The organism is Natrononativus amylolyticus (assembly GCF_024362525.1).
Classification (GTDB): Archaea; Halobacteriota; Halobacteria; order Halobacteriales; family Natrialbaceae; genus Natrononativus; species Natrononativus amylolyticus.
On record NZ_CP101458.1, the window covers coordinates 1749655 to 1768411 of the forward strand.

Genomic DNA, 18757 nt, shown 5'->3' on the forward strand with positions numbered 1-18757 from the left:
ACAGTGGTCTCGTCACCGTCCTCGCCGCCGGCGGCATCACGAACCGAAGGTCGGTCTGAGATGCATCGACGATCTCCGAGGGTCGCGTTGTCGAACTCACATTCGGCAGGATCGAAACGCCGGGGTACCTCTGTGACCGGTCAAGAACCGGGGCACTGTTCGCCGAGAAAAACTTCGGAAAGAGGAGTGCTCCGTCAGGGATTCGAACCCTGGTCATTGCCGTGAGAGGGCAATATGATTGGCCGGACTACACCAACGGAGCGATCCGACGTCTGCAGTTATCCGTTGCGCGCAGTTGTGTTTAAGGATTCCGTTTCCGGCCGAGAGTGTCTCGTTTTCACACAGCAGTCCGTTACTCCTCGAACGGCGACTTGGTCGCTTCGGGCTCGAAGCCTTCGAGACTGATGATGTTCTCACGGCCGACGCGGAGTTTGCTGATAGTACCATCCTCCTCCATATCCGAAAGCAGCATACTGACCTTCGACTTCGACCAGCCGGTTTCGTCGACGATGTTGACCTGCTTCATCCGGCCGCCGTTGTTACGGATGAGTGTGACGACGCGGTCCTCGTCGGTCAGCAGGTCCTCGTCGGGAACGGTGTCCGGTTCGGAACCGATCGCCGCCGCACCCGCCGCTGCGGGATCGCCACCGGCTGCACCCTCCGTCGCCCCCGCGGTGCCCGCGTCTGGTGGTCCGCCGTTCGTGGACGATCGTCCGAACCGGTGCCAGACGAACGCGCCGCCGAGACCGAGTGCGGCGACGAGAAGGCCGGCGACGACCAGCCAGGACGAAGACTCCTCTTCCGGCTCCGTGGTCTGGGACTCCTCGTCGGAGTCGTCGGCCCCGTCGCCCTCCTCCGTCGGCTGTTCGAACACGATGTGGGGGTGGCCGTCGAGGAACTCGTAGTCGCCGCTCCAGGAGACGGAGTCGCTCTCTTCGACCGAGGGACCGGTGTACTCGGCCTCGGGCTGAACGCTCGCGAACACGAGATCGTCGCCGGGCTGGACGACGAGTGTCTGACCGGAACCGATGTAGAATCCGCCGTCGAACACGTCGCCGACGGTGACGGTCCCGTTGTCGACCTCCGCAAACTCCGTCCAGGTGAACGTCATCTCGACGACGCCGATCGAGTTGAGCTGGCGCTCGATTCCGGCCGATCGATCGAAGTTCGTCGCTTCCATCTCCCGGTCGGTTTCGTCGCTCCCGGTTCCCGTCAGCGCTTGCGCCTGCTCGGTGAAGCGGACGTAGAGATCGGTCTCCTCCTCCTCGAACTCCTCGGCGAACTCCTCGAACTCGGCTTCCTCCGAGCTACTCGAGAGCAGCCGGTCGTGACGGAACGTCCAGGTCGCGGTGCCGTTCTCGTAGACGGTGATCTCGAAGGTCGTGCTGTCGAACTCCTGTGAGGAAGAGCCACTGAAATTCTCCTGTGCGTCCGTCGTCTGCTGGACCGTGTCGGTGGCCGGCGCCCGGTCCTGCGAATCGACCTGTGCGCCCGTGTCGGCCACGATCGATCCACTCACCCCGGCGAGCGCGACGACGATGACGAGGACGACGAGTCCAACGGGGGCCGCCCGATTCATTCGTCTATCACTACGTGCGCCCGTTAAAAGAGTTTGTGAATGGAACCGACGACGCGACCGGATTCAGACGAGACGGCCGTCCGAGAGAACGCGGTCGACGTGCTGCCACGCGCTCGGATCCTCGAGCGGATCGTTCTCGAGAACCAGTAGATCCGCCCGGTACCCCTCCCGGACGAGACCGAGGTCGTCGAAGCCGAGCAGCGACGCCGACCCGACGGTCGCCGCCTCGAGTGCGGCCGCCGGCGTGAGACCGTGATCGACGAGACGGACGAGTTCCCGGGGGATCTCGGAGAACTCGTTGAACGGCGTGCCGGCGTCGGTCCCCATCGCGATCGGAACGTCGGCGGCGAGTGCGTGGTCGAAGGCGTCGTCGAACGCTTCGAGCGCCGCGTCGGCTTTCGCGACGGTTTCGGCGGGGATACCGCCCTCGGCCCCGGCGTCGCAGATTCCGTGAACGGCGTTCGCCGTGGGGACCCAGTACGTCCCTCGCTCCGCCATGCGGGTGGCCACGTCGCGGTCCATGAACGTCCCGTGTTCGACGCTGTCGAACCCTGCCTCGACGGCGTTTTCGATCCCCTCCCGCCCGTGAGCGTGGGCGGCGGCGGTTCGTCCCGCCGCGTGGGCGACCGCCGCCGCGGCCGCGAGTTCCTCCCTGGTGAGTTCGGGGACGCCGGTCCGGGTTCCCTCGGTGAGGACCCCGCCGGTCGCCATGCACTTGACGACCTCGGCGCCGCGCTTGAGCTGTTCGCGTGCCGCCGCGCGCACGTTGTCGGCCCCGTCGGCCTCCCGACCGAGCCAGTGGCTGTGGCCGCCGGTCATCGTGATCACCTCGCCGGACGCGACGACGCGAGGACCGGCGACGACCCCCGCGTCGACGGCCCGCGCCGCGTCGATCGCCATCGTTCCGCGAGCGCCCAGATCTCGAACCGTCGTCACGCCCGCCTCGAGCGCCGCCTCCAGGTTCGCCGCCGCGCGGTAGGCGCCGTCGTACGTATTCTCGAGTTGTAACGTCGCGATGTCCGGCCGGCCGTCGAGGCCGAGGTGGACGTGGGCGTCGACCAGCCCGGGCGTCACGAACCGGCCCGAAACGTCGAGTTCCGCCCCCGGCGCGTCGACGTCGTCCCCCACGGCCACGATCCGCCCGTCTTCGACCGCAACGTCTGCGACGCGGCTCCCGTCCGCGTCGACGACCGTCCCACCGACAAGTACAACCATAGTGAACGTCGCCGGGGGCGGAATATAAACTCTGCCGGTCGCCTTCGGCGCGGTGTCGACACGCACAAACCGTCCGCGTTCGTACCGCCACGCATGATCGTAAACCTCGCAGCGGGCGTACAGGCGTTCACCAGTAACGCCTTTCTCGTCGCCGGCGAACGAACGGTTCTCGTCGATACGGGCGCGAACTTCGACGTCGTCGAACGCATCCGCGAACACACCGACGACCTCGACGCGGTCGTCTTGACCCACACCCACCCCGATCACGTGGGGAATCTCGAGGCGGTGAAGGCTGCCTTCGACGTCGACGCCTGGGGGTACGACACCGCCGTCGAGGGCGTCGACCACGCGATCGAAGACGGGGACACGGTCGTCCTCGGCGACCACGAGTACGTCGCCCTCCACACGCCGGGGCACAAGGACGATCACCTCTGTTTCCTCGCCGAGGAGCCCGGAATCTGCTTCGCCGGCGACCTCGTGTTCCAGAACGGGAGCTTCGGCCGGACCGACCTGCCGGAGGGGGATCGGGCGACCTTGATCGAGAGTATCGACAGCCTGCGCGAGCGGATCGGCGACGACCTCGCGGCGCTGCACACGGGGCACGGACCGAGCGTGACTCGCTCGCCGGCCGATCACGTCGAACTCGCCGGCCAGATGGCGAGACAGGCGTAGCCGCCTCGCCACCGGATCGGTTCTCGCTCTCGAGGGCGGCTCACTCGTCGGTTTTCAGGCCGTAGTACCCCGGCTCGTCGTCGCTTCTCGGTTCGGCGACGACGAGGTCGTCGGCGCTGGTCATCACCCAGGGGATCGCCCAGTCGAGCAGGATGTCCTCGGTCTCCCGGTCGATGTCCGCGTCGGGCTCGAGCCCCTGGAGCAGTCGGGCGATCTCGTAGATCGTGTACATCTGATCCGCCTCGAGCAGCTCCGCGGGCGTGTAGAAGTCACACGGCGGCAGGCGGTCGAACTCGTCTTTCGGGACTGGCATAGCGTTCGATACCCCCGTCACGGCCTAAACGGTGTTGGGTTCGGGCGTCGATCCGGCGACGTCTCTCCCTTCGCGGCGGCGCAAAAAACGATGTGGATGTACCGGGTCGTCGCTTACTCGAAGTGGTCCAGACACTTCTGGTACTCTTCGTCGACCTTGTCCCAGTTGACGACGTCGAAGAAGCCGTCGATGAAGCTGCCGCGGTCCGGGCCGTAGTCGTAGTAGTACGAGTGTTCCCAGACGTCACACGCGAGGATGGGGTGGGCACCCCACAGCGCGTGAAGGTCGTGCTTGTCGACCGCGAGGTTGCGAAGCTGCTTCGCGACGGGGTCGTAGACCAGCAGCGCCCAGCCACCGGCGGCGGAGGCAGCGGCCTCGAACTCGCCCTTCCAGGCGTCGTAGGAGCCGAAGTCCTCCTCGATCCGGTCGGCGAGGTCGCCCTCGGGTTCGCCGCCGCCGTTTGGCGACATGTTCTCCCAGAACAGCGTGTGGAGGTAGTGTCCACAGCCGTTGTGGGTGACGTTCTTCATGGCGCCGGCCGAAGAACCGTAGTCGCCGGACTCGCGGTTCTCCGCGAGGGTCTCCTCGGCGGAGTTGAGGCCGTTGACGTAGCCCTGGTGGTGCGTGTCGTGATGCCAGGTCACTACCTGCTCTGAGATCGCTGGCTCGAGTGCGTCGTAGTCGTATGGAAGCTCTGGAAGTTCGTGATCAGTCATAAGTGAACACCTATGTCCCGTATCGACCGCTCTCCTGTTAAATTTTGAGGAGGGGAATGATACCGCGGCACACACGCGATGGTGTCGCGACGACGTTCCCTCCTCACTGGAGACCTCACGACGAGGCCGATGTTAAACCTTTCAGCGGCCGGTTTGGGAAACGACCCCGCCGACCAGCGTCGCGCCGCTCGCGAGGACTACGAGAGCTCCTTGTGTCGAGCGTGCTCGAGCCACTCCTCGAGGGTCGGCTGGCTCCAGTACCGCACCGTTTCGCTCCGCGAGTCGTACTCGACGACCCCCAGATCCTCGAGCTTCGGCACGTGGACGTGACGAAGCGCCGTCATCACGTGACGGCGATGATCGGCGGGGTCGTGTTCCGAGTTCTCTCTGGCGACGATGTACGAGCTCACATCGTCGATCGTTGCAACACCGTCGGAAACGTCGTGCAGATAGTAGAGCGCGTAGCGGCGTCGCCGATCGGCGAGCGTGTCGAACACCACGTCCAGCGACGGCGCGGCCGTCGTCGTGGCGGACGCCGACTGTCGGTCGGTTTCACGCATCCACTGACCACCTACCATTCGTTACCATTCGAAACCACCACGGGACTATACAGCAGCCGTCGCATTAGATGTTGCGGCTGACTATCATAATCTCTCGTCGTCCGCTGCCACACAGCGGTCGCCGGTCGCGGAGGGGTGCAGACCGCAGAAGAAGCCGTCTATCGGAGACGGCGTGTCGACGTTACTCGTACAGCCAGCCCGCGTCGTGCTGGTCGTAGTCGATCAGTTCGTCCTCGTCGAAGTGAATCGCGATCTCGCGCTCGTTCGCGCCCTCGTCCTCGTGGTCGGCCGCGTGGACGACGTTCCGACCGAGGTCGAGCGCGTAATCGCCGCGGATCGTTCCGGGGGCGGCCTCGAGCGGATCGGTCGCGCCGATCATCTGGCGGACCTGCCGCGTCGCATCTTGGCCCTCCCAGACCATCGGGACGACCGGTCCCGAGGTGATAAAGTCGATCAGGCCGTCGAAGAAGGGCTTGTCCTCGTGTTCGGCGTAGTGCTCTCTGGCCCGCTCCTCGGGCATGTTGATCACTTTGATGGCGACGAGTTTGAGGCCGCGGTCCTCGAGTCGCGAGACGACTTCGCCGACGAGCCCGCGCGCGAACGCGTCGGGCTTGACCATCACGAAGGTTCGCTCGTGGTCGCTCATTCTTCGTCGTCCTCGCTCTCGTCGTCAGCCGCCCCCTCGTCCTCGCGGACCTCGTCCTGTGGCTCGGTTTCGGCTTCGACCTGATCCGAGGTTTCGGATTCTTCGTCCTCGTCGAGTTCGGTCTCCTCGACGAGAGCCTCGTCCTCGTCAGCCTCGACCTGCTCGTCGACGTCCTGGGACTCCGCTGCGGGCGTCTCCGACTGCGCGGGCGTCTTGCCCCGGCGGCCCTCGGCGGTCCACTCGAGGTCGCGCGGTTCGCGCCCGAGTTCATAGTTCTTCTCCGCCTTCGAGTCGACGAAGTGGAGCACGGTGCCGTCGTTGCGGACGTACATGATGCCCGTTCCGGGCTCGATCTCCTCGCCCGTGTAGTCGCAGGTTCGCTTCTCGACCATCTTACTGTCCTCCGATGGAGTCGGCCTCGCGGGCGGTCTCGCGCAGCTGGAGGATGTCCCCCTCGCGGACCGGCCCGAGGCAGTTCCGGGTGATGATGCGTCCCTGGTTCTCGCCTTCCTTGATCCGGCACTTGACCTGCATGGCTTCGCCGTGCATGCCGGTCTTGCCGACGACCTCGATGACTTCGGCGGGGGTCGAGCCGCTTTCTCCCTCTTCAGCGCTCATCCTGGGTCACCTCAGCTCAGGTCCTCGACCTTGCTCGCGATGTCCTCGACGTCGTCGGAGGCCTCGCCGGCGTCGACGATCGCGGCCGCCGCGGAGCCGACCTCGAGGCCGGCGGCGTGGCCGACGTCGTCCTGGGTCTCGACGAAGACGACGGAGATACCCTTCTCCTCTGCCAGCTCGGGGAGGTGCATCACGATCTCCTCGGGCGTGACGTCCTCGGCGACGTAGACCAGATCGGCGTTGCCGCGCTCGATCGCTTTGGTCGTCTCGTTGGTTCCTTTCTTTACGGTTCCGGTGTCTCGTGCGACCTCGAGGGCCTCGAGGGCGTCCTCGGCGAGGTCGGCTGGGGTTTCTGTAGTTACGTAAACTGCCATTGGTTGTTCACCTCTCCTACGCGTGGGCTCGCGCTCCCCTGCCGTCCGGACGGCGTCCGGGCCGGGCGTTTCCGGCGGAGATCCTGTGAGGCTAGGAGCATCATCAACCCCGCGCAGGGTGTACGACCCAGTAGCGGTGCCCTCCTTAAAAGCGTGTTCAAATGTGCCCCAGCGTGGGAGCCCGGCACACGCACGCCTGCTTGCGGTGTAACCTGCATGACGACTCGGTTCGGACCCCGCGGCCGGAACGCTCGGCCGACGGCCCGGTCCCGCCCCGAAACGGGCAGTATTACGGCGACCGTCCCGTAGAACGCGGTATGAACGTCGCCGAACTCGCGGTCACGCTTCGCCGGGAGGCAGTCACGACCGACGAACGACGGGGGCTCGTTCTCGCCGGCGACCGGGAGCGCGCCTACCGGCGCCTCGAGTCGGCTCTCGAGGCCCTCGAGGTGCCCATCTCCGCGACGACGCTCGTCGGTCCCGACGACCGGCTTCGCTGCGAACACCTCCCGCAGTCCAGCGCGAGCCGCCTGCTCGGGACGACCCGCGAGGTCGTCGTCGTCGACGCCCACCGGGAACTGCGCCCGAATGCGCTGGGGAAAGTCGTCGGGAGCGTCGACGGCGGCGGCCTGCTGGTCCTCCTCGTCCCGCCGCTCGAGTCCTGGCCCGACCGCCGCGACGGGTTCGACGAGTCGCTGGCGGTGCCGCCGTTCTCCCTCGAGGACGTCACCGGCCGGTTCCGGGAGCGGCTGGTCGAGACGCTCCGCGCCCACCGCGGGGTCGCCGTCGTCGACCTCGAGACCGGAACCGTCGAGGACGACGGGTTGACGCAGCCGGCGCCGGCGTGCCGGCGCGAAGCCGACCGGTCGTCCGATCGCGCGCGCGGTGCCCGATTTCCGCGGGGCGCCTACGAGGCGTGTTACACCGCCGACCAGGCCGAGGCGGTCGCCGCCCTCGAGGCGCTGGCTGCCCCCGACGCTCACTCGCGGGCCGTCGTTCTCGAGTCCGACCGCGGGCGCGGCAAGTCGAGCGCGGCGGGGCTGGCAGCGGGCGCGCTCGCCGCCGCCGGGAGGGACGTGCTCGTCACCGCCCCGAGCGCGCGAAACGCCGCCGAACTGTTCGCCCGCGCCCGCGAACTCCTCGAGACGCTCGAGACCGACGTCGCGGCCGGAGACCGGACTCACGCGCCGACCCTCGAGACGACGAGCGGCGGGTCGATCCGCTTTCTCGAGCCCGCCGCGGTCGCCGAGCGGCTGGCGGAGCGCGACGGCGACTCGGACGAGCTCGTCGTCGTCGACGAGGCCGCCGCGCTCCCGGTTCGCGTCCTCGAGTCGTTCCTCTCGGCGCCGCGAATCGCCTTCGCCACGACGGTCCACGGCTACGAGGGCGCCGGCCGCGGCTTCTCCGTGCGGTTTCGGGACCGGCTCGTAGAGAGCGACCACGACGTCACGGACGTCACGCTCGCCGACCCGATCCGGTACGCCGGCGGTGATCCGCTCGAAGTGTGGGCCTTCCGCGCGCTCCTGCTCGACGCGCGCCCGCCCGTCGACTCGCTGGTCGCCGACGCCACGCCCGAATCAGTCACCTACCGGCGACTCGAACCGGCCGACCTGCTCGCAGACGAGACCCTGCTCCGGGAGGCGTTCGGTCTGCTCGTGCTGGCTCACTACCGCACAGAGCCCGCCGACCTCGCACGGCTGCTGGACGCGCCGAACCTCGAGGCTCGGGCGCTCTGTCACGACGGCCGCGTCGCGAGCGTCGCCCTGCTGGCCCGTGAGGGGAACCTCTCGGCCGAGGACCGCGCGATGATGTACGAGGGCGGGCGCATCCGGGGGAACATGCTCCCGGACGTGCTCACGAGCCAGCTGCGCGACGAGTCGGCGGGCGAACTCGCCGGATTGCGAATCGTCCGGATCGCGACCCACCACGCGGTACGGTCGCGCGGACTGGGTTCGCGGCTGCTCGAGGAAATCGCGGAGGAGTTCGCCCCCCAACTCGACTGGCTGGGAACTGGCTTCGGCGCGACGCCCGGCCTCCTCGAGTTCTGGCGCGAGAACGGCTACGCGACGATCCACGTCTCGACGACGCGAAACGACGCCAGCGGCGAGTACTCCGCGCTCATGTGTCGGCCGACGAGCGACGAGGGCCGCGCCCTCCGCGACCGCCACGCGAGGTGGTTCGCTGGGCGGTTCGCCGCCGTCAGTTCGGACGCGCTCGCCGACCTCGAGCCCGACGTCGTCCGCGCGGCGCTCCGGAGCGTCGACGCGCTCCCGCCGCTGTCGCTGTCGGACCGGGAGTGGCGCGTCGTCGCCGGAGCGGCCTACGGCCCCGGACTGTTCGACGTCGACCCGGGGCCGTTTCGCCGGCTGGTCGTCCGGTTTCTCGTCGAGAGGCCCGGGGGAGTCACGCTCGCAGACCGCGAGCAACGACTGCTCGTCGCCCGCTGTCTCCAGGGGCGGCCGTGGCCGGCGGTTGCGGACGACCTCGAGTACCACTCCGCGAGCCAGTGCATGCGGTCGTTCGGCGACGCGCTCGTCCCGCTGGTCGACCACTACGGCGGTGACGTCGCCCGTGCGGAGCGCGAGCGGTTTTTCGACGGCTGAGTCCCCAGAACCGGCTACCGACTCTGCAGCTACGTGAACGGTCGCCGGAGGACTCGCTCAGGTAACAGCGCGAGCAGCCACGCGACGAGCCGCCAGCGCCGCGTGACGTAGACGTGCTCTCGGCGAGCGTCGATCGCCCGAACGATCTGTTCTGCGGCCGTCTCCGGCGAGCACATCCAGAACTCACCCGCCGCGAGGTCGGTGTCCACGTACCCGGGTTCGACGGTGGTGATCGCGATCTCGCTCTCGCGGCCGGCCTGACGGTAGCGCAGCCCCTCGAGGTACGTCGAGACGAACGCCTTCGAGGCGTTGTACGCGGGGGCGACGCCGTTTCCGAACACCGAGGCCACCGAGGAGATCCCCACGAGGTGGCCCGACCCGCGGCGTTCGAAGTGTGCGAGTGCCGCCGTCGAGATCGCCGCGAAGCCGCAGACGTTGACGGCGATCGTCTCCCGCTCGGGGCCCCACTCGAGGTCGCGGTTCGCGGGACCGACCCCGGCGCTGATGACGACGAGGTCGACCGAGTCCATCGTTTCGCAGAGATCGTCGAACGTCTCGCGCGCCCGCTGGGTGACCGCAACGTCCATCGCCGCGACGTACGCGTCCGTCGGCAGGTCGACCGCGATCTCCCGCAGCCGCTCGACTCGGCGGGCGGTGAGCCCGACCGCGTACCCCTCATCGGCGAGCGCCCGGGCCACCGCCTCGCCGATCCCGGAGGAGGCGCCGACGACGATCGCCCCGCATCGATCGGAGTCGTCTTTCATGCTCGGTTCGTTCGGCGCCAGGGACGTAACGGTAGGGATCGGGCTCGAACTGACGGAGCGGCGCCCGTCGCCCGCGGAGGCGGTACGCCTTTGCTCCGACATACCTTCAGGGCGGGTATGGTCGATGCGATTTCGCTGCTCGCCGTGGCGCTGCTCGTCGGCGGCGTCGCCGGGACCCTGGTGCCGCTCGTCCCCGGCGGCCTCCTCTCGCTCTCGGGGGTGTACCTCTACTGGTGGCACTCCGGCTTCGCCGAGCCGGGGCTCCTCGCGCTCGCCGTCTTCACCCTCCTCGGAGTGCTCACGGTCGTCACCGAGTTCTTCGGCGGCGCGGCCTCGGCCCGGTTCGGCGGGGCCTCCTGGCAGACGACCGCGGTCGCCGCCGCCGTCGGCATCGCGCTCATGCTCGTCACCGGTCCACTCGGGTTGCTCGTCGGCCTGTTCGGAACCGTCTTCGTCCTCGAGTTCGTCCGAAACGGCGACGTCAACCAGAGCACCCGGTCTGCGGTGTACGCGACCGTCGGCGTCCTCGCGTCGACGGCCGCGCAGTTCCTGTTCACGGCGACGATCCTCGTCGGGTTCCTCGTCACGGTTTTCCTGCTGTAGATCGCTCGAGGAGCCCAAAAGATTGTATTCCGCGCCGCCGTCGGCTCTCGTATGACCTGTTCGGAGGAGGACTGCGACCGACCCGCCGCCGTCGAACTCCACATCCCGTGGGACGACAATCGGTTCGTCTGTGCGGCCCACGCCCGCGTTCTCGGCCGACGGGACGGCGTCGTCGCCGATCCGCTGCCGGACAGCGCCGAGTCGTTGCTCGAGCGCGATCCGGACTGAACACGTCCCAAAACCGCGGAGTCGCCCGACTCAGGGGTGGGCGTAGTAGACGACCGTCTCGTCGCCCTCGTGGCGGTCTACTCTGACGAATCCGACGCGCTCGAACTGCACGAGGTCGTCGGGTGCAAGGTCGGCCACGCCCGGTTCGGCGCGCCCGGAGACGTCCCCGTCCATCGTACGCATCCGGACGGGGACGCTCTCCGCAGCCGGAACCCAGTGGACGACGTCGACGTCACCCTCGCGGACGACGTCGATGTCGTCGCCGGTGTACTGGAGCGCGTCGCGGGTGTAGAGGAAACAGCCCAGCCCCTTCAACCAGATGCGTGACTCCCGCTGCGGGAGGTCGCCCTCCTCGAGCCGGACCGCATCGCCGACCGGAATCTCCCGCACGCCGCGTTCCTCGTGGTTGGGGTGCAGCGGCGGGGTCGCCTCCTCGGGCGGGCTCCCCGCCAGCGCCACCTCGACGCCCTCGCGGACGAAAAAGCGCCGGTCGGTCTCCTCGTCGACGAGGTCGCGGTTGTTCGCGTAGATCGAACTCATCGCCAGGTCGACGTCGCTGGTCGAGGTGCCGAGACCGACCATCGACTCGGTGATCGCCTCGCCGCGGATCCCCCGCCGCTCGAGACTTGCGAGCGTCGGCGCCCGCGGGTCGTCCCAGCCGTCGAGTTCGCCCGCGTCGATCAGCTCCTTGATCCGGGAGGTGCTCATCTTCACGTCGTAGGCGTCGATCTGGACGTGGCCCCAGTGGACGACCTCCGGATACTCCCAGCCGAAGTACTCGTAGAGGAACCGCTGGCGCTTCGCCGAGTCCTGGAGGTCGATGCCGCGGATGATGTGGGTGATCCCCACGAGGTGGTCGTCGATCGCCGACTGGAAGTCGAGCATCGGCCAGCACCGGAAGTCGGCGGCCTCCTCGCGCGGGTGGGGCGTGTCGATCATCCGGAACGCGACCCAGTCCCGGAGCGCGGGGTTCTTGTGCTCGATGTCCGTCTTCACCCGCAGCACCATCTCGCCGCTGTCGTAGACGCCCGCGACCATGTTCTCGAACTCGTCGAGCACCGTCTCCGGGTCCTTCTCGCGGTGCGGGCAGGGCTCGCCGCTGTTTTTCAGCTCGCTAAACTGCTCGCCGGAACACGAGCAGGTGTAGGCCCCGCCCACGTCGATCAGTTTTCGGGCGTGGTCGTAGTAGATCTCGAGGCGATCGCTCGCTTTGAACGTCGCGTCGGCCTCGAAGCCGAGGTACTCGACGGCGCCGAGGATCGCGTCGTACGCCTCGAGATCCGGTCGCTTCGTTTCGGGGTCGGTGTCGTCGAACCGGACGCAGAACCAGCCGTCGTAGCGCTCCTTGTACGTGCCGATCACGGCGGGCATCCGGGCGTGGCCGATGTGCCACGGCCCGTTGGGGTTCGGCGCACAGCGCATCCGGATCTCGTCGTACTCCTCGGCGTTGGGCAGGTCCGGCAGGTCGTGGTCGTCGCCCTCGTCCTCGGCCTCGAGTTCCGCCAGCGCCTCGGGTGCGAGCGCCGCCAGCCGCTCGCGGCGCTCGAGGTGATCGAGGTCGTTGACCTCGCCGACGACGCCGCCGACGATTCCCGGCACCGCGTCGGCGTGTTCGCGAAACGCCGGGTTCTCGCCCATCAGCGGCCCCATCACGGCGCCGACGTCGGCATCGCTCTCGTGTTTGACGGCGTTCAACAGCGCGTGTTTCTCCGCCTCACGCTCGACGCGCTCGCGTAACTCGTCGTTCATTGCCGAGAGCTTTTTCGCGCCCGTTCAAAACTGCCGCGGTGTCGCGCCGGCTCGGTTCCGCAAAAATACCCGTCGTCGGCTCAGTAGCCGCGCTCGATCAAGTAGTCCGCCAGATCGAGCAACAGGTCGTGGGCCTCGTTCTCCGGCAGCACCTCGAGTCGGTCCTTCCCGCGCTCGACCAGCTCTCGAGCGGTCTCGTTGGCGTACTCGATCGAGCCGGCGTCCTCGAGTGCGGCGACCGCCTCGTCGATCTCGCTTTCGGTGACGGCGTCGACGTCTTCGGTGTCGATTAACCCCTCGATGTCGACGCCCTGCTCGCGGGCGTGGACGGTGATGAGCGTCTGTTTGTTCTCGACCAGGTCGCTGCCGCGCTGTTTGCCGAGTTTGTCGCTCGGAACGGTGAGATCGAGGACGTCGTCCTGGATCTGGAACGCCCGGCCGACGTCCAGCCCGTAGCCGTAGAGGGCGTCGACCGTCTCCTCGTCGGCGCCCAGCAGGACCGCCGGCAGGCAGGCGGAGGCGGCGTACAGTACCGCGGTCTTCTGTTCGACCATCTCGAGGTACTCCTCGGGCGTGACCTCGTCTCGTTCTTCGAAGTCGACGTCGAGCGCCTGCCCTTCGCAGATCTTCGTACACGTTGTCGCCAGCACTTCGAGCGCGTCGACGGTCCGGTCCGGCTCCGCGCCGGTCTCGAGCATGATCTCGAAGGCCTTCGAGTAGAGCGTATCACCCGCGAGGATGGCCGTCTCGAGGTCGTACTCCTTGTGGACGGCCGGGACGCCGCGCCGGAGGTCGTCGTCGTCCATGATGTCGTCGTGGATCAGCGTGAACGACTGGATGACCTCGACGCTGACGGCGGCGGCCATCGCGTCGATCTCGCCCCCGTCCAGCGTCGGGAACTTCCGGTACTCTCGCGAGAGGGGTTTGACGTCCGCGAGCGCCTCCGCCGTCGTGAGCAACACCGTCGGGCGCAGACGCTTGCCGCCCGCGTCGAGCAGGTATCGCGAGGCTTCGTAGAGGCGTTCGGGGCGCTTGATCGGCAGCTCCTCCGGAATCGCCTCGTTGACGAACTCGCGGCGCTCGCGGACGGCCTCGAGCACCGCCTCCTCTCGTGCCTCGGGGGTCGTCATGTTAGTCGACAAGCTGGATCAGGTTGCCGTTGCGCGAGACGTGGACGTCACGACCCATATGGTATCCCTCGCTCTCACAGAGGCCAACGTAGCCCGACAGTCCCTTCAGGTTCTGGTGGGCGGGAATGATGTGCTGGGGCTGGAGCGCGTCGAGCATCTTGTAGTGTCCCTCCTGGTTCAGGTGCCCCGAGACGTGGATGTCGTCGTAGACGCGGGCGCCCTGCATGCCGAGGAGCTTCTCGGCCTGGTAGCGCTGGCCCTCGTTCGTGGGCTCGGGGATGACACGGGCCGAGAAGACGACCTTGTCGCCGTCGTCCAGTTCGTACGGCGTCTCGCCGCGGGCCATCCGGGTGAGCATCGCGCGCGGCTCGCCCTGGTGGCCGGTGACGACCGGCAGGAAGTCCTCCTTGCCCTCGTTCATGATGCGCTTGAACGTGCGGTCGACGGACTTGCGGTGGCCGAACATCCCCAGATCCGAGGGGAAGTCGACGAAGTCGAGTCGCTCTGCGGTCCCCGAGTACTTCTCCATCGAGCGACCGAGCAGGACGGGCTGGCGCCCGATGTCGTCGGCGAACTCGACCAGCGACTTCACGCGGGCGATGTGGCTCGAGAACGTCGTGGCGACGATGCCGCCGTCGTAGTCCTGCATGCTGTAGAGGACGTCCCGGAGGTGTTCGCGCGCGACGTTCTCGGAGGGGGTACGCCCCTTCTTGTTCGCGTTGGTGCAGTCCTCGATGTAACAGAGAACGCCCTGACCTTCGCGGCCGATCTCGCGGAACCGCTTCATGTCGATCGGGTCGCCGAGGACCGGCGTGTGGTCCATGCGCTTGTCCAGCCCGTAGACGATGGCGCCCTCGGGCGTGTGAAGCACCGGATTGATCGCGTCGATGATCGAGTGGGTGACGTTGACGAACTCGAGTTCGACGCCCTCGTTGCCGATCGTCATGGACTCGCCGGGGTCCATCTTGATCAGGTCGTTCTCGACGCCGAACTTCTGCTCGCCCTCGATCTGCTGTTTGACGAGTTCGATCGTGAACGGCGTCGCGACGATCGGTGCGTTGTACCGGTGGGCCAGCTTCGAGATGGCGCCGATGTGATCCAGGTGACCGTGCGTCGGCACGATCGCCTGCACGTCGCCCTCGAGGTCGGACATGATCCGGTCGTCCGGAATCGCGCCCATGTCGATCAGGTCCAGACTGTGCATCCGCTCTGTCTCGACGTTATCGTGGATGAGAACCTGCGAGAGGTTCAGTCCCATGTCGAAGATGACGACGTCGTTTCCGGCGCGCACGGCAGTCATCTGCCGCCCGACTTCCTCGTAACCGCCAATCGTTGCAATTTCGATTTCCATGATTGTAGCACTGAGTGCCGGTCGTGGCACTCGTCGAAACGGTCCGCGGACTCCCGGTTCGTCGGCCCCGACGTGTCTGCGTGTTGGCCATCCCGCTATGCGCTCGAGGGCGTCCTACCCCGAAGATCGACGCCGCGTCGATCCCGAGCACACTTGCCCGCGGGTTTCGCTAGGGCACCCTACACACCCGGGCGTTAAAAACGCAGTGGGTTGACGATCGACCGAGAGGATCTCACACACGGGACACAATCTCGGAGGCGATCGGCCGCGCCCCGTCGTTACCGACCGGATGAGAATATCACGCGCGTTTTGACTTTTCCTGTATTTCTACGAGGATGTGCCCTACCAGCCATATTTGCCGACACTCGAGGAGGAAATCCGAACGTTTCTAACCCGGCGTCAGGAAAGGGACGGTAATGGGTAAAGATCTCGAGCGAGACCTGGGGCTGTTCGCCGTCATCGCGATCAGTATGGGTGCGATGATCGGAAGTGGGATCTTCATTCTACCGGGGCTCGCGATGGCCGAAGCCGGCCCGGCCGTGATCCTCGCGTTCGTCATCGCGGCGGTCCTCGTCGTGCCGGCCGCACTCAGCATCGCCGAACTCGGAACCGCGATGCCCGAGGCCGGCGGCGACTACGTCTTCATCGAGCGCGGCATGGGCCCCGCCGTCGGCACCATCGCGGGGCTCGGAACGTGGCTCATGCTCATGTTCAAGGGCGCGCTCGCGCTCGTCGGCGGGATGTTCTACCTCGAGTTCGTCGTCAACCTGCCGAGTCTCACGGCGACGGCGGTCGTCATCGCCACCGTTCTCATCCTCGTCAACCTCTTCGGCGTCAAACAGACCGGCGGGCTCCAGCTGATCATGGTCATCGTGATGCTGATCATCCTCTCGGTGTTCGTCGCCGGTTCGATCATCAGAGTCGAAGGCGGTAACTACGACCCGTTCTTCACCGAGGGGACCGGCGGCGTCCTCAGCGCGACCGCGCTGGTGCTCGTCTCCTACGCCGGCGTCACGAAGGTCGCGGCGGTCGCCGAGGAGATCGAGAATCCGGGCCGGAACCTGCCACTCGGTCTCCTTGGATCGCTCGTCGCGACGACGTTCCTGTACGCGCTGCTCGTGTTCGTCCTCGTCGGCGTCATCGACGGCCCGGCGCTGGCCGCCTCGGGCGCCCCGATGGCCGAGGCCGCCGACGAACTCTTCGGCTACCTGTTTCTCGTCGCGATCGTGATCGCGGCGATCCTCGCGCTCGTGAGCACGGCGAACGCCGGCATCCTCACCGCGTCGCGGTACCCGCTGGCGCTCAGCCGCGACGACCTCTTCTTAGACCAGTTCGAGTACATCCACCCCCGGTTCGCGACTCCGGTCGTCGCCATCCTCGCCACCGGCGGGATCATGATCGCCGTCATCGTCGCGCTCCCGGTCGAGGACATCGCCAAAACGGCGGGGGCGTTCCAGATCCTCGTCTACATCCTGGTCTGCGCCGCGCTGATAGCCTTCCGCGAGCGCGACCTCGAGTGGTACGACCCCGAGTTCTTCACGCCGGGATACCCCTGGGTCCAGCTGTTCGGAATCGTCTCGGGCGTGTTCATCATCACGCAGATGGACTGGCTACCGATCGTCGGCGCCGTCGGCATCACGATCTTCGGGTTCGTCTGGTACCAGTGGTACGCCAAACAGCGCGTCGAGCGCGAGGGCGTCGCCGTCGGCCTCGCGCGTCGCGAGACGGGCAAGCAGTTCGTCCGCGAGACCGAAGAGGAGATCGAGGGCGTCGACCAGTACGAGGTGTTGATCCCGCTGCGACAGGACGTCAGCCGCCAGCAGGAGGACGCGATCTTGCGACTCGCGGCGCCGCTGGTCCGTCGCCGCGGCGGCCGGATCCGGATCGTGCGCTTCGACGAGGTTCCCGACCAGGTCCCCCTCGACACCGCCGCGGAGTCGCTCACGGAGGCCGACGCCGCGTTCGAGCGGCGAACGGACGACCTGGTCAGGGATCTCGAGGTACCCGTCGAAGTCGGTGAGATCGTCAGCCACGACACGCGCCACGCGGTCGTCAACTTCGCCGAGCGGATCGACGCGGACCTGATCCTGGCTCGCCGGGAGGCGACCAGCCGTCTCGGGACGCTGTTCGGCCGCGACACCGACTGGATCATGGAGCACGCCCCCTGTGACGTGGTCTTCGTCCAGCACGAACGCCCCACCGAGATCGACGAGATCGCAATCGTCACCGACCGCAGCCCGTTCAACGACCCGCTGAAGGTCGAACTCGCGAACACCATCGCAACCGACTTCGACGCCCGCCTCCGGTTCGTCTTCGCCGTCTCCGAGGACGCTCCCGACGAACTGTTCGAAACCGTCGAGGACTACCACGCCGAACTCGACGCGCTCTGTACCGCACCCGTCGAGTCGACGATCATCCGCACCGACGACGAGATCGGCGATCTCACGCGCCAGCTCGAGTCCGCCGACCTGATCATGGTCAGCACCGTCACCCACCGACGGCTCCCGGACCTGCTGGTCGAGCAGCGCTCGGATCGGATCGCGGCGGCGATCGACCAGCCCGTCCTGCTCGTCCACTCGAAGAAGACGCGGCGAGGCTCGTTCCTCCGGCCGATCCTCGAGCGCGTGCTCTTCAACTGAACGCCGGTGTCACCAGCCCTCGACCGGTACTATTCCGTGAGTTACACGTTCCCCTAGAGCAATAGCAATGGGCATTACAATTGGTCACATGCCACATCGTTCACGAACCGAGAGCGGGTACAGCGTCAGTCGTCGGACCCTCCTGCGGAGTGTGGGGGCCGCGAGCGTCGGCGTCGGTGGGATCGCCCTCACCACGAGCGGCGCTCGAGCGGGCAAGGGCGACGATTGTGAGAATCCCGACCACGACTTTCCCCGCGTCTCCACGCGCGGGCACTTCGACACCACCTGGTACGGGAGCGTCACGCTCACCGACGGCAACGACGAGACGAACTTCGAGTACGCCGGCGGCGGGATACCGGGCGTCCACACCGCCGCCGAGGACGAACTCCTGGTGTTCGTCCACGGCTGGAACAACAACGACGAGGGGGCGCTGTGTACGTTCGGCGACGCCGCCCCCACCTTCGTCGCCGAGGGCTACGATCAGCCGGTCGTCGGCTACACCTGGGATTCGGACTTCGGCTGGTACAACGCGACGGAGATCGCCGAGCGAAACGGCGCCAAACTCGCCCACTTCGCCTACGCGTACGGACTCGAGAACCCCGACGTCTCGCTGCGGTTCGTCGCCCACTCGCTGGGCGCCCGCGTCGTCCTGATGGCGCTGCGAAACCTGGCTCACTGGGATCGCCTCGAGGACGTCGACTCCGTCTCGATCCTCGGCGGCGCGGCGGACGACGATTCGGTCTCGATGGAGGGCACCTACGGTTCGGACATCGCCGCAGCGGCGGGCCGGGTCGACAACTTCTGGATGGAGGACGACGAGGTGCTCAACTGGGCCTACGGCGCCGCCGAGTGGGGTAACGCCATCGGCAACGCGGGCTGCGATGGCACGCCGCCGTGGAACTACACGGATCACAACGTCGCCTACGTCCCCGGCCACAGCGACTACTACCGCTCGAACGGCTGTATTCACGAGGTCGTCGCCACCTTCTGAACGCCG

The 18757-nt window shown here is 67.2% G+C and carries 19 protein-coding genes and 1 tRNA gene; 6 read left to right on the forward strand and 14 right to left on the reverse strand.

What is annotated here, in order from left to right; genetic code table 11:
- Positions 1-187: 187 nt before the first annotated feature.
- The 3 genes from NMQ11_RS09180 to NMQ11_RS09190 all read right to left on the reverse strand — a co-directional run bounded on the left by NMQ11_RS09180 (position 188) and on the right by NMQ11_RS09190 (position 2794).
- A tRNA-Glu gene (locus NMQ11_RS09180) sits at positions 188-262 on the reverse strand.
- A gap of 90 nt (positions 263-352) precedes the next feature.
- Entirely contained in the window at positions 353-1579 is a 1227-nt protein-coding gene (locus NMQ11_RS09185) for a helix-turn-helix transcriptional regulator (RefSeq protein ID WP_255167407.1), read from the reverse strand.
- Between the two features lie 63 nt (positions 1580-1642).
- A complete protein-coding gene (locus tag NMQ11_RS09190; RefSeq protein WP_255167409.1) occupies positions 1643-2794 on the reverse strand; it encodes a metal-dependent hydrolase family protein in 1152 nt (383 codons plus the stop codon).
- A gap of 93 nt (positions 2795-2887) precedes the next feature.
- Here NMQ11_RS09190 and NMQ11_RS09195 point away from each other — a divergent pair, with 93 nt between their 5' ends.
- Positions 2888-3466: an MBL fold metallo-hydrolase gene (locus NMQ11_RS09195; RefSeq protein ID WP_255167411.1), complete on the forward strand. Its 579-nt coding sequence runs from the start codon at positions 2888-2890 to the stop codon at positions 3464-3466.
- A gap of 40 nt (positions 3467-3506) precedes the next feature.
- Here NMQ11_RS09195 and NMQ11_RS09200 read toward each other — a convergent pair whose 3' ends face one another.
- From NMQ11_RS09200 to rpl7ae, 7 genes are all read right to left on the reverse strand, one after another.
- Positions 3507-3779 (reverse strand): DUF5827 family protein, encoded by a 273-nt coding sequence (locus NMQ11_RS09200; RefSeq protein WP_255167413.1) that lies wholly within the window; start codon positions 3777-3779, stop codon positions 3507-3509.
- Positions 3780-3892: 113 nt separating this feature from the next.
- Entirely contained in the window at positions 3893-4495 is a 603-nt protein-coding gene (sod, locus tag NMQ11_RS09205; RefSeq protein WP_255167414.1) for a superoxide dismutase, read from the reverse strand.
- Between the two features lie 197 nt (positions 4496-4692).
- Positions 4693-5055, reverse strand: coding sequence for a DUF7344 domain-containing protein (locus NMQ11_RS09210; protein ID WP_255167416.1), 363 nt, complete (start codon positions 5053-5055; stop codon positions 4693-4695).
- 181 nt (positions 5056-5236) lie between these two features.
- Complete coding sequence (gene ndk / locus NMQ11_RS09215; protein ID WP_255167418.1) at positions 5237-5701, reverse strand: nucleoside-diphosphate kinase; 465 nt, start codon at positions 5699-5701, stop codon at positions 5237-5239.
- The gene (locus NMQ11_RS09220; protein ID WP_255167420.1) at positions 5698-6093 is read right to left on the reverse strand and encodes a 50S ribosomal protein L24e; all 396 of its coding nucleotides are present in this window, start codon (positions 6091-6093) and stop codon (positions 5698-5700) included. Before NMQ11_RS09220 ends, ndk begins: the two co-directional genes overlap by 4 nt.
- Before the next feature lies 1 nt (position 6094).
- Positions 6095-6319, reverse strand: a complete 225-nt coding sequence (locus tag NMQ11_RS09225) for a 30S ribosomal protein S28e (protein ID WP_255167422.1) — start codon at positions 6317-6319, stop codon at positions 6095-6097.
- 11 nt (positions 6320-6330) lie between these two features.
- Entirely contained in the window at positions 6331-6693 is a 363-nt protein-coding gene (gene rpl7ae, locus NMQ11_RS09230; RefSeq protein ID WP_255167424.1) for a 50S ribosomal protein L7Ae, read from the reverse strand.
- A 317-nt stretch (positions 6694-7010) separates the two neighbouring features.
- On the opposite strand from rpl7ae, the gene tmcA reads away from it, so the two are divergent.
- On the forward strand, positions 7011-9296 hold the full coding sequence (gene tmcA, locus NMQ11_RS09235; RefSeq protein ID WP_255167426.1) for a tRNA(Met) cytidine acetyltransferase TmcA: 2286 nt from the start codon (positions 7011-7013) through the stop codon (positions 9294-9296).
- A 29-nt stretch (positions 9297-9325) separates the two neighbouring features.
- On the opposite strand, the gene NMQ11_RS09240 is transcribed toward tmcA, so the two are convergent.
- Complete coding sequence (locus NMQ11_RS09240) at positions 9326-10060, reverse strand: SDR family NAD(P)-dependent oxidoreductase (RefSeq protein WP_255167428.1); 735 nt, start codon at positions 10058-10060, stop codon at positions 9326-9328.
- 117 nt (positions 10061-10177) lie between these two features.
- Here NMQ11_RS09240 and NMQ11_RS09245 point away from each other — a divergent pair, with 117 nt between their 5' ends.
- Entirely contained in the window at positions 10178-10663 is a 486-nt protein-coding gene (locus tag NMQ11_RS09245; RefSeq protein ID WP_255167430.1) for a DUF456 domain-containing protein, read from the forward strand.
- 51 nt (positions 10664-10714) lie between these two features.
- Positions 10715-10891, forward strand: a complete 177-nt coding sequence (locus NMQ11_RS09250) for a DUF8014 family protein (protein ID WP_255167432.1) — start codon at positions 10715-10717, stop codon at positions 10889-10891.
- A gap of 30 nt (positions 10892-10921) precedes the next feature.
- Here NMQ11_RS09250 and NMQ11_RS09255 read toward each other — a convergent pair whose 3' ends face one another.
- The 3 genes from NMQ11_RS09255 to NMQ11_RS09265 form a co-directional block, all read right to left on the reverse strand.
- The gene (locus NMQ11_RS09255) at positions 10922-12640 is read right to left on the reverse strand and encodes a glutamate--tRNA ligase (protein WP_255167435.1); all 1719 of its coding nucleotides are present in this window, start codon (positions 12638-12640) and stop codon (positions 10922-10924) included.
- An 80-nt stretch (positions 12641-12720) separates the two neighbouring features.
- A complete protein-coding gene (idsA3, locus tag NMQ11_RS09260; RefSeq protein ID WP_255167437.1) occupies positions 12721-13770 on the reverse strand; it encodes a geranylfarnesyl diphosphate synthase in 1050 nt (349 codons plus the stop codon).
- A gap of 1 nt (position 13771) precedes the next feature.
- Complete coding sequence (locus tag NMQ11_RS09265) at positions 13772-15121, reverse strand: ribonuclease J (RefSeq protein ID WP_255167439.1); 1350 nt, start codon at positions 15119-15121, stop codon at positions 13772-13774.
- Between the two features lie 416 nt (positions 15122-15537).
- Between NMQ11_RS09265 and NMQ11_RS09270 the strand changes: the two genes are divergently transcribed.
- The gene (locus NMQ11_RS09270) at positions 15538-17760 is read left to right on the forward strand and encodes an amino acid permease (RefSeq protein WP_255167440.1); all 2223 of its coding nucleotides are present in this window, start codon (positions 15538-15540) and stop codon (positions 17758-17760) included.
- A gap of 88 nt (positions 17761-17848) precedes the next feature.
- A complete protein-coding gene (locus NMQ11_RS09275) occupies positions 17849-18751 on the forward strand; it encodes a DUF726 domain-containing protein (protein WP_255167442.1) in 903 nt (300 codons plus the stop codon).
- Positions 18752-18757: the final 6 nt, after the last annotated feature.

Coding starts and splice junctions, on each gene's coding strand:
- sod (WP_255167414.1), bottom strand. CDS start 4,495: ATGACTGATCACGAACTTCCAGAGCTTCCATACGACTACGACGCACTC.
- NMQ11_RS09210 (WP_255167416.1), bottom strand. CDS start 5,055: ATGCGTGAAACCGACCGACAGTCGGCGTCCGCCACGACGACGGCCGCG.
- NMQ11_RS09245 (WP_255167430.1), top strand. CDS start 10,178: ATGGTCGATGCGATTTCGCTGCTCGCCGTGGCGCTGCTCGTCGGCGGC.
- NMQ11_RS09225 (WP_255167422.1), bottom strand. CDS start 6,319: ATGAGCGCTGAAGAGGGAGAAAGCGGCTCGACCCCCGCCGAAGTCATC.
- NMQ11_RS09250 (WP_255167432.1), top strand. CDS start 10,715: ATGACCTGTTCGGAGGAGGACTGCGACCGACCCGCCGCCGTCGAACTC.
- NMQ11_RS09190 (WP_255167409.1), bottom strand. CDS start 2,794: ATGGTTGTACTTGTCGGTGGGACGGTCGTCGACGCGGACGGGAGCCGC.
- ndk (WP_255167418.1), bottom strand. CDS start 5,701: ATGAGCGACCACGAGCGAACCTTCGTGATGGTCAAGCCCGACGCGTTC.
- NMQ11_RS09220 (WP_255167420.1), bottom strand. CDS start 6,093: ATGGTCGAGAAGCGAACCTGCGACTACACGGGCGAGGAGATCGAGCCC.
- rpl7ae (WP_255167424.1), bottom strand. CDS start 6,693: ATGGCAGTTTACGTAACTACAGAAACCCCAGCCGACCTCGCCGAGGAC.
- NMQ11_RS09200 (WP_255167413.1), bottom strand. CDS start 3,779: ATGCCAGTCCCGAAAGACGAGTTCGACCGCCTGCCGCCGTGTGACTTC.
- NMQ11_RS09195 (WP_255167411.1), top strand. CDS start 2,888: ATGATCGTAAACCTCGCAGCGGGCGTACAGGCGTTCACCAGTAACGCC.
- idsA3 (WP_255167437.1), bottom strand. CDS start 13,770: ATGACGACCCCCGAGGCACGAGAGGAGGCGGTGCTCGAGGCCGTCCGC.
- NMQ11_RS09255 (WP_255167435.1), bottom strand. CDS start 12,640: ATGAACGACGAGTTACGCGAGCGCGTCGAGCGTGAGGCGGAGAAACAC.
- NMQ11_RS09265 (WP_255167439.1), bottom strand. CDS start 15,121: ATGGAAATCGAAATTGCAACGATTGGCGGTTACGAGGAAGTCGGGCGG.
- NMQ11_RS09185 (WP_255167407.1), bottom strand. CDS start 1,579: ATGAATCGGGCGGCCCCCGTTGGACTCGTCGTCCTCGTCATCGTCGTC.
- NMQ11_RS09240 (WP_255167428.1), bottom strand. CDS start 10,060: ATGAAAGACGACTCCGATCGATGCGGGGCGATCGTCGTCGGCGCCTCC.
- NMQ11_RS09270 (WP_255167440.1), top strand. CDS start 15,538: ATGGGTAAAGATCTCGAGCGAGACCTGGGGCTGTTCGCCGTCATCGCG.
- NMQ11_RS09275 (WP_255167442.1), top strand. CDS start 17,849: ATGCCACATCGTTCACGAACCGAGAGCGGGTACAGCGTCAGTCGTCGG.
- tmcA (WP_255167426.1), top strand. CDS start 7,011: ATGAACGTCGCCGAACTCGCGGTCACGCTTCGCCGGGAGGCAGTCACG.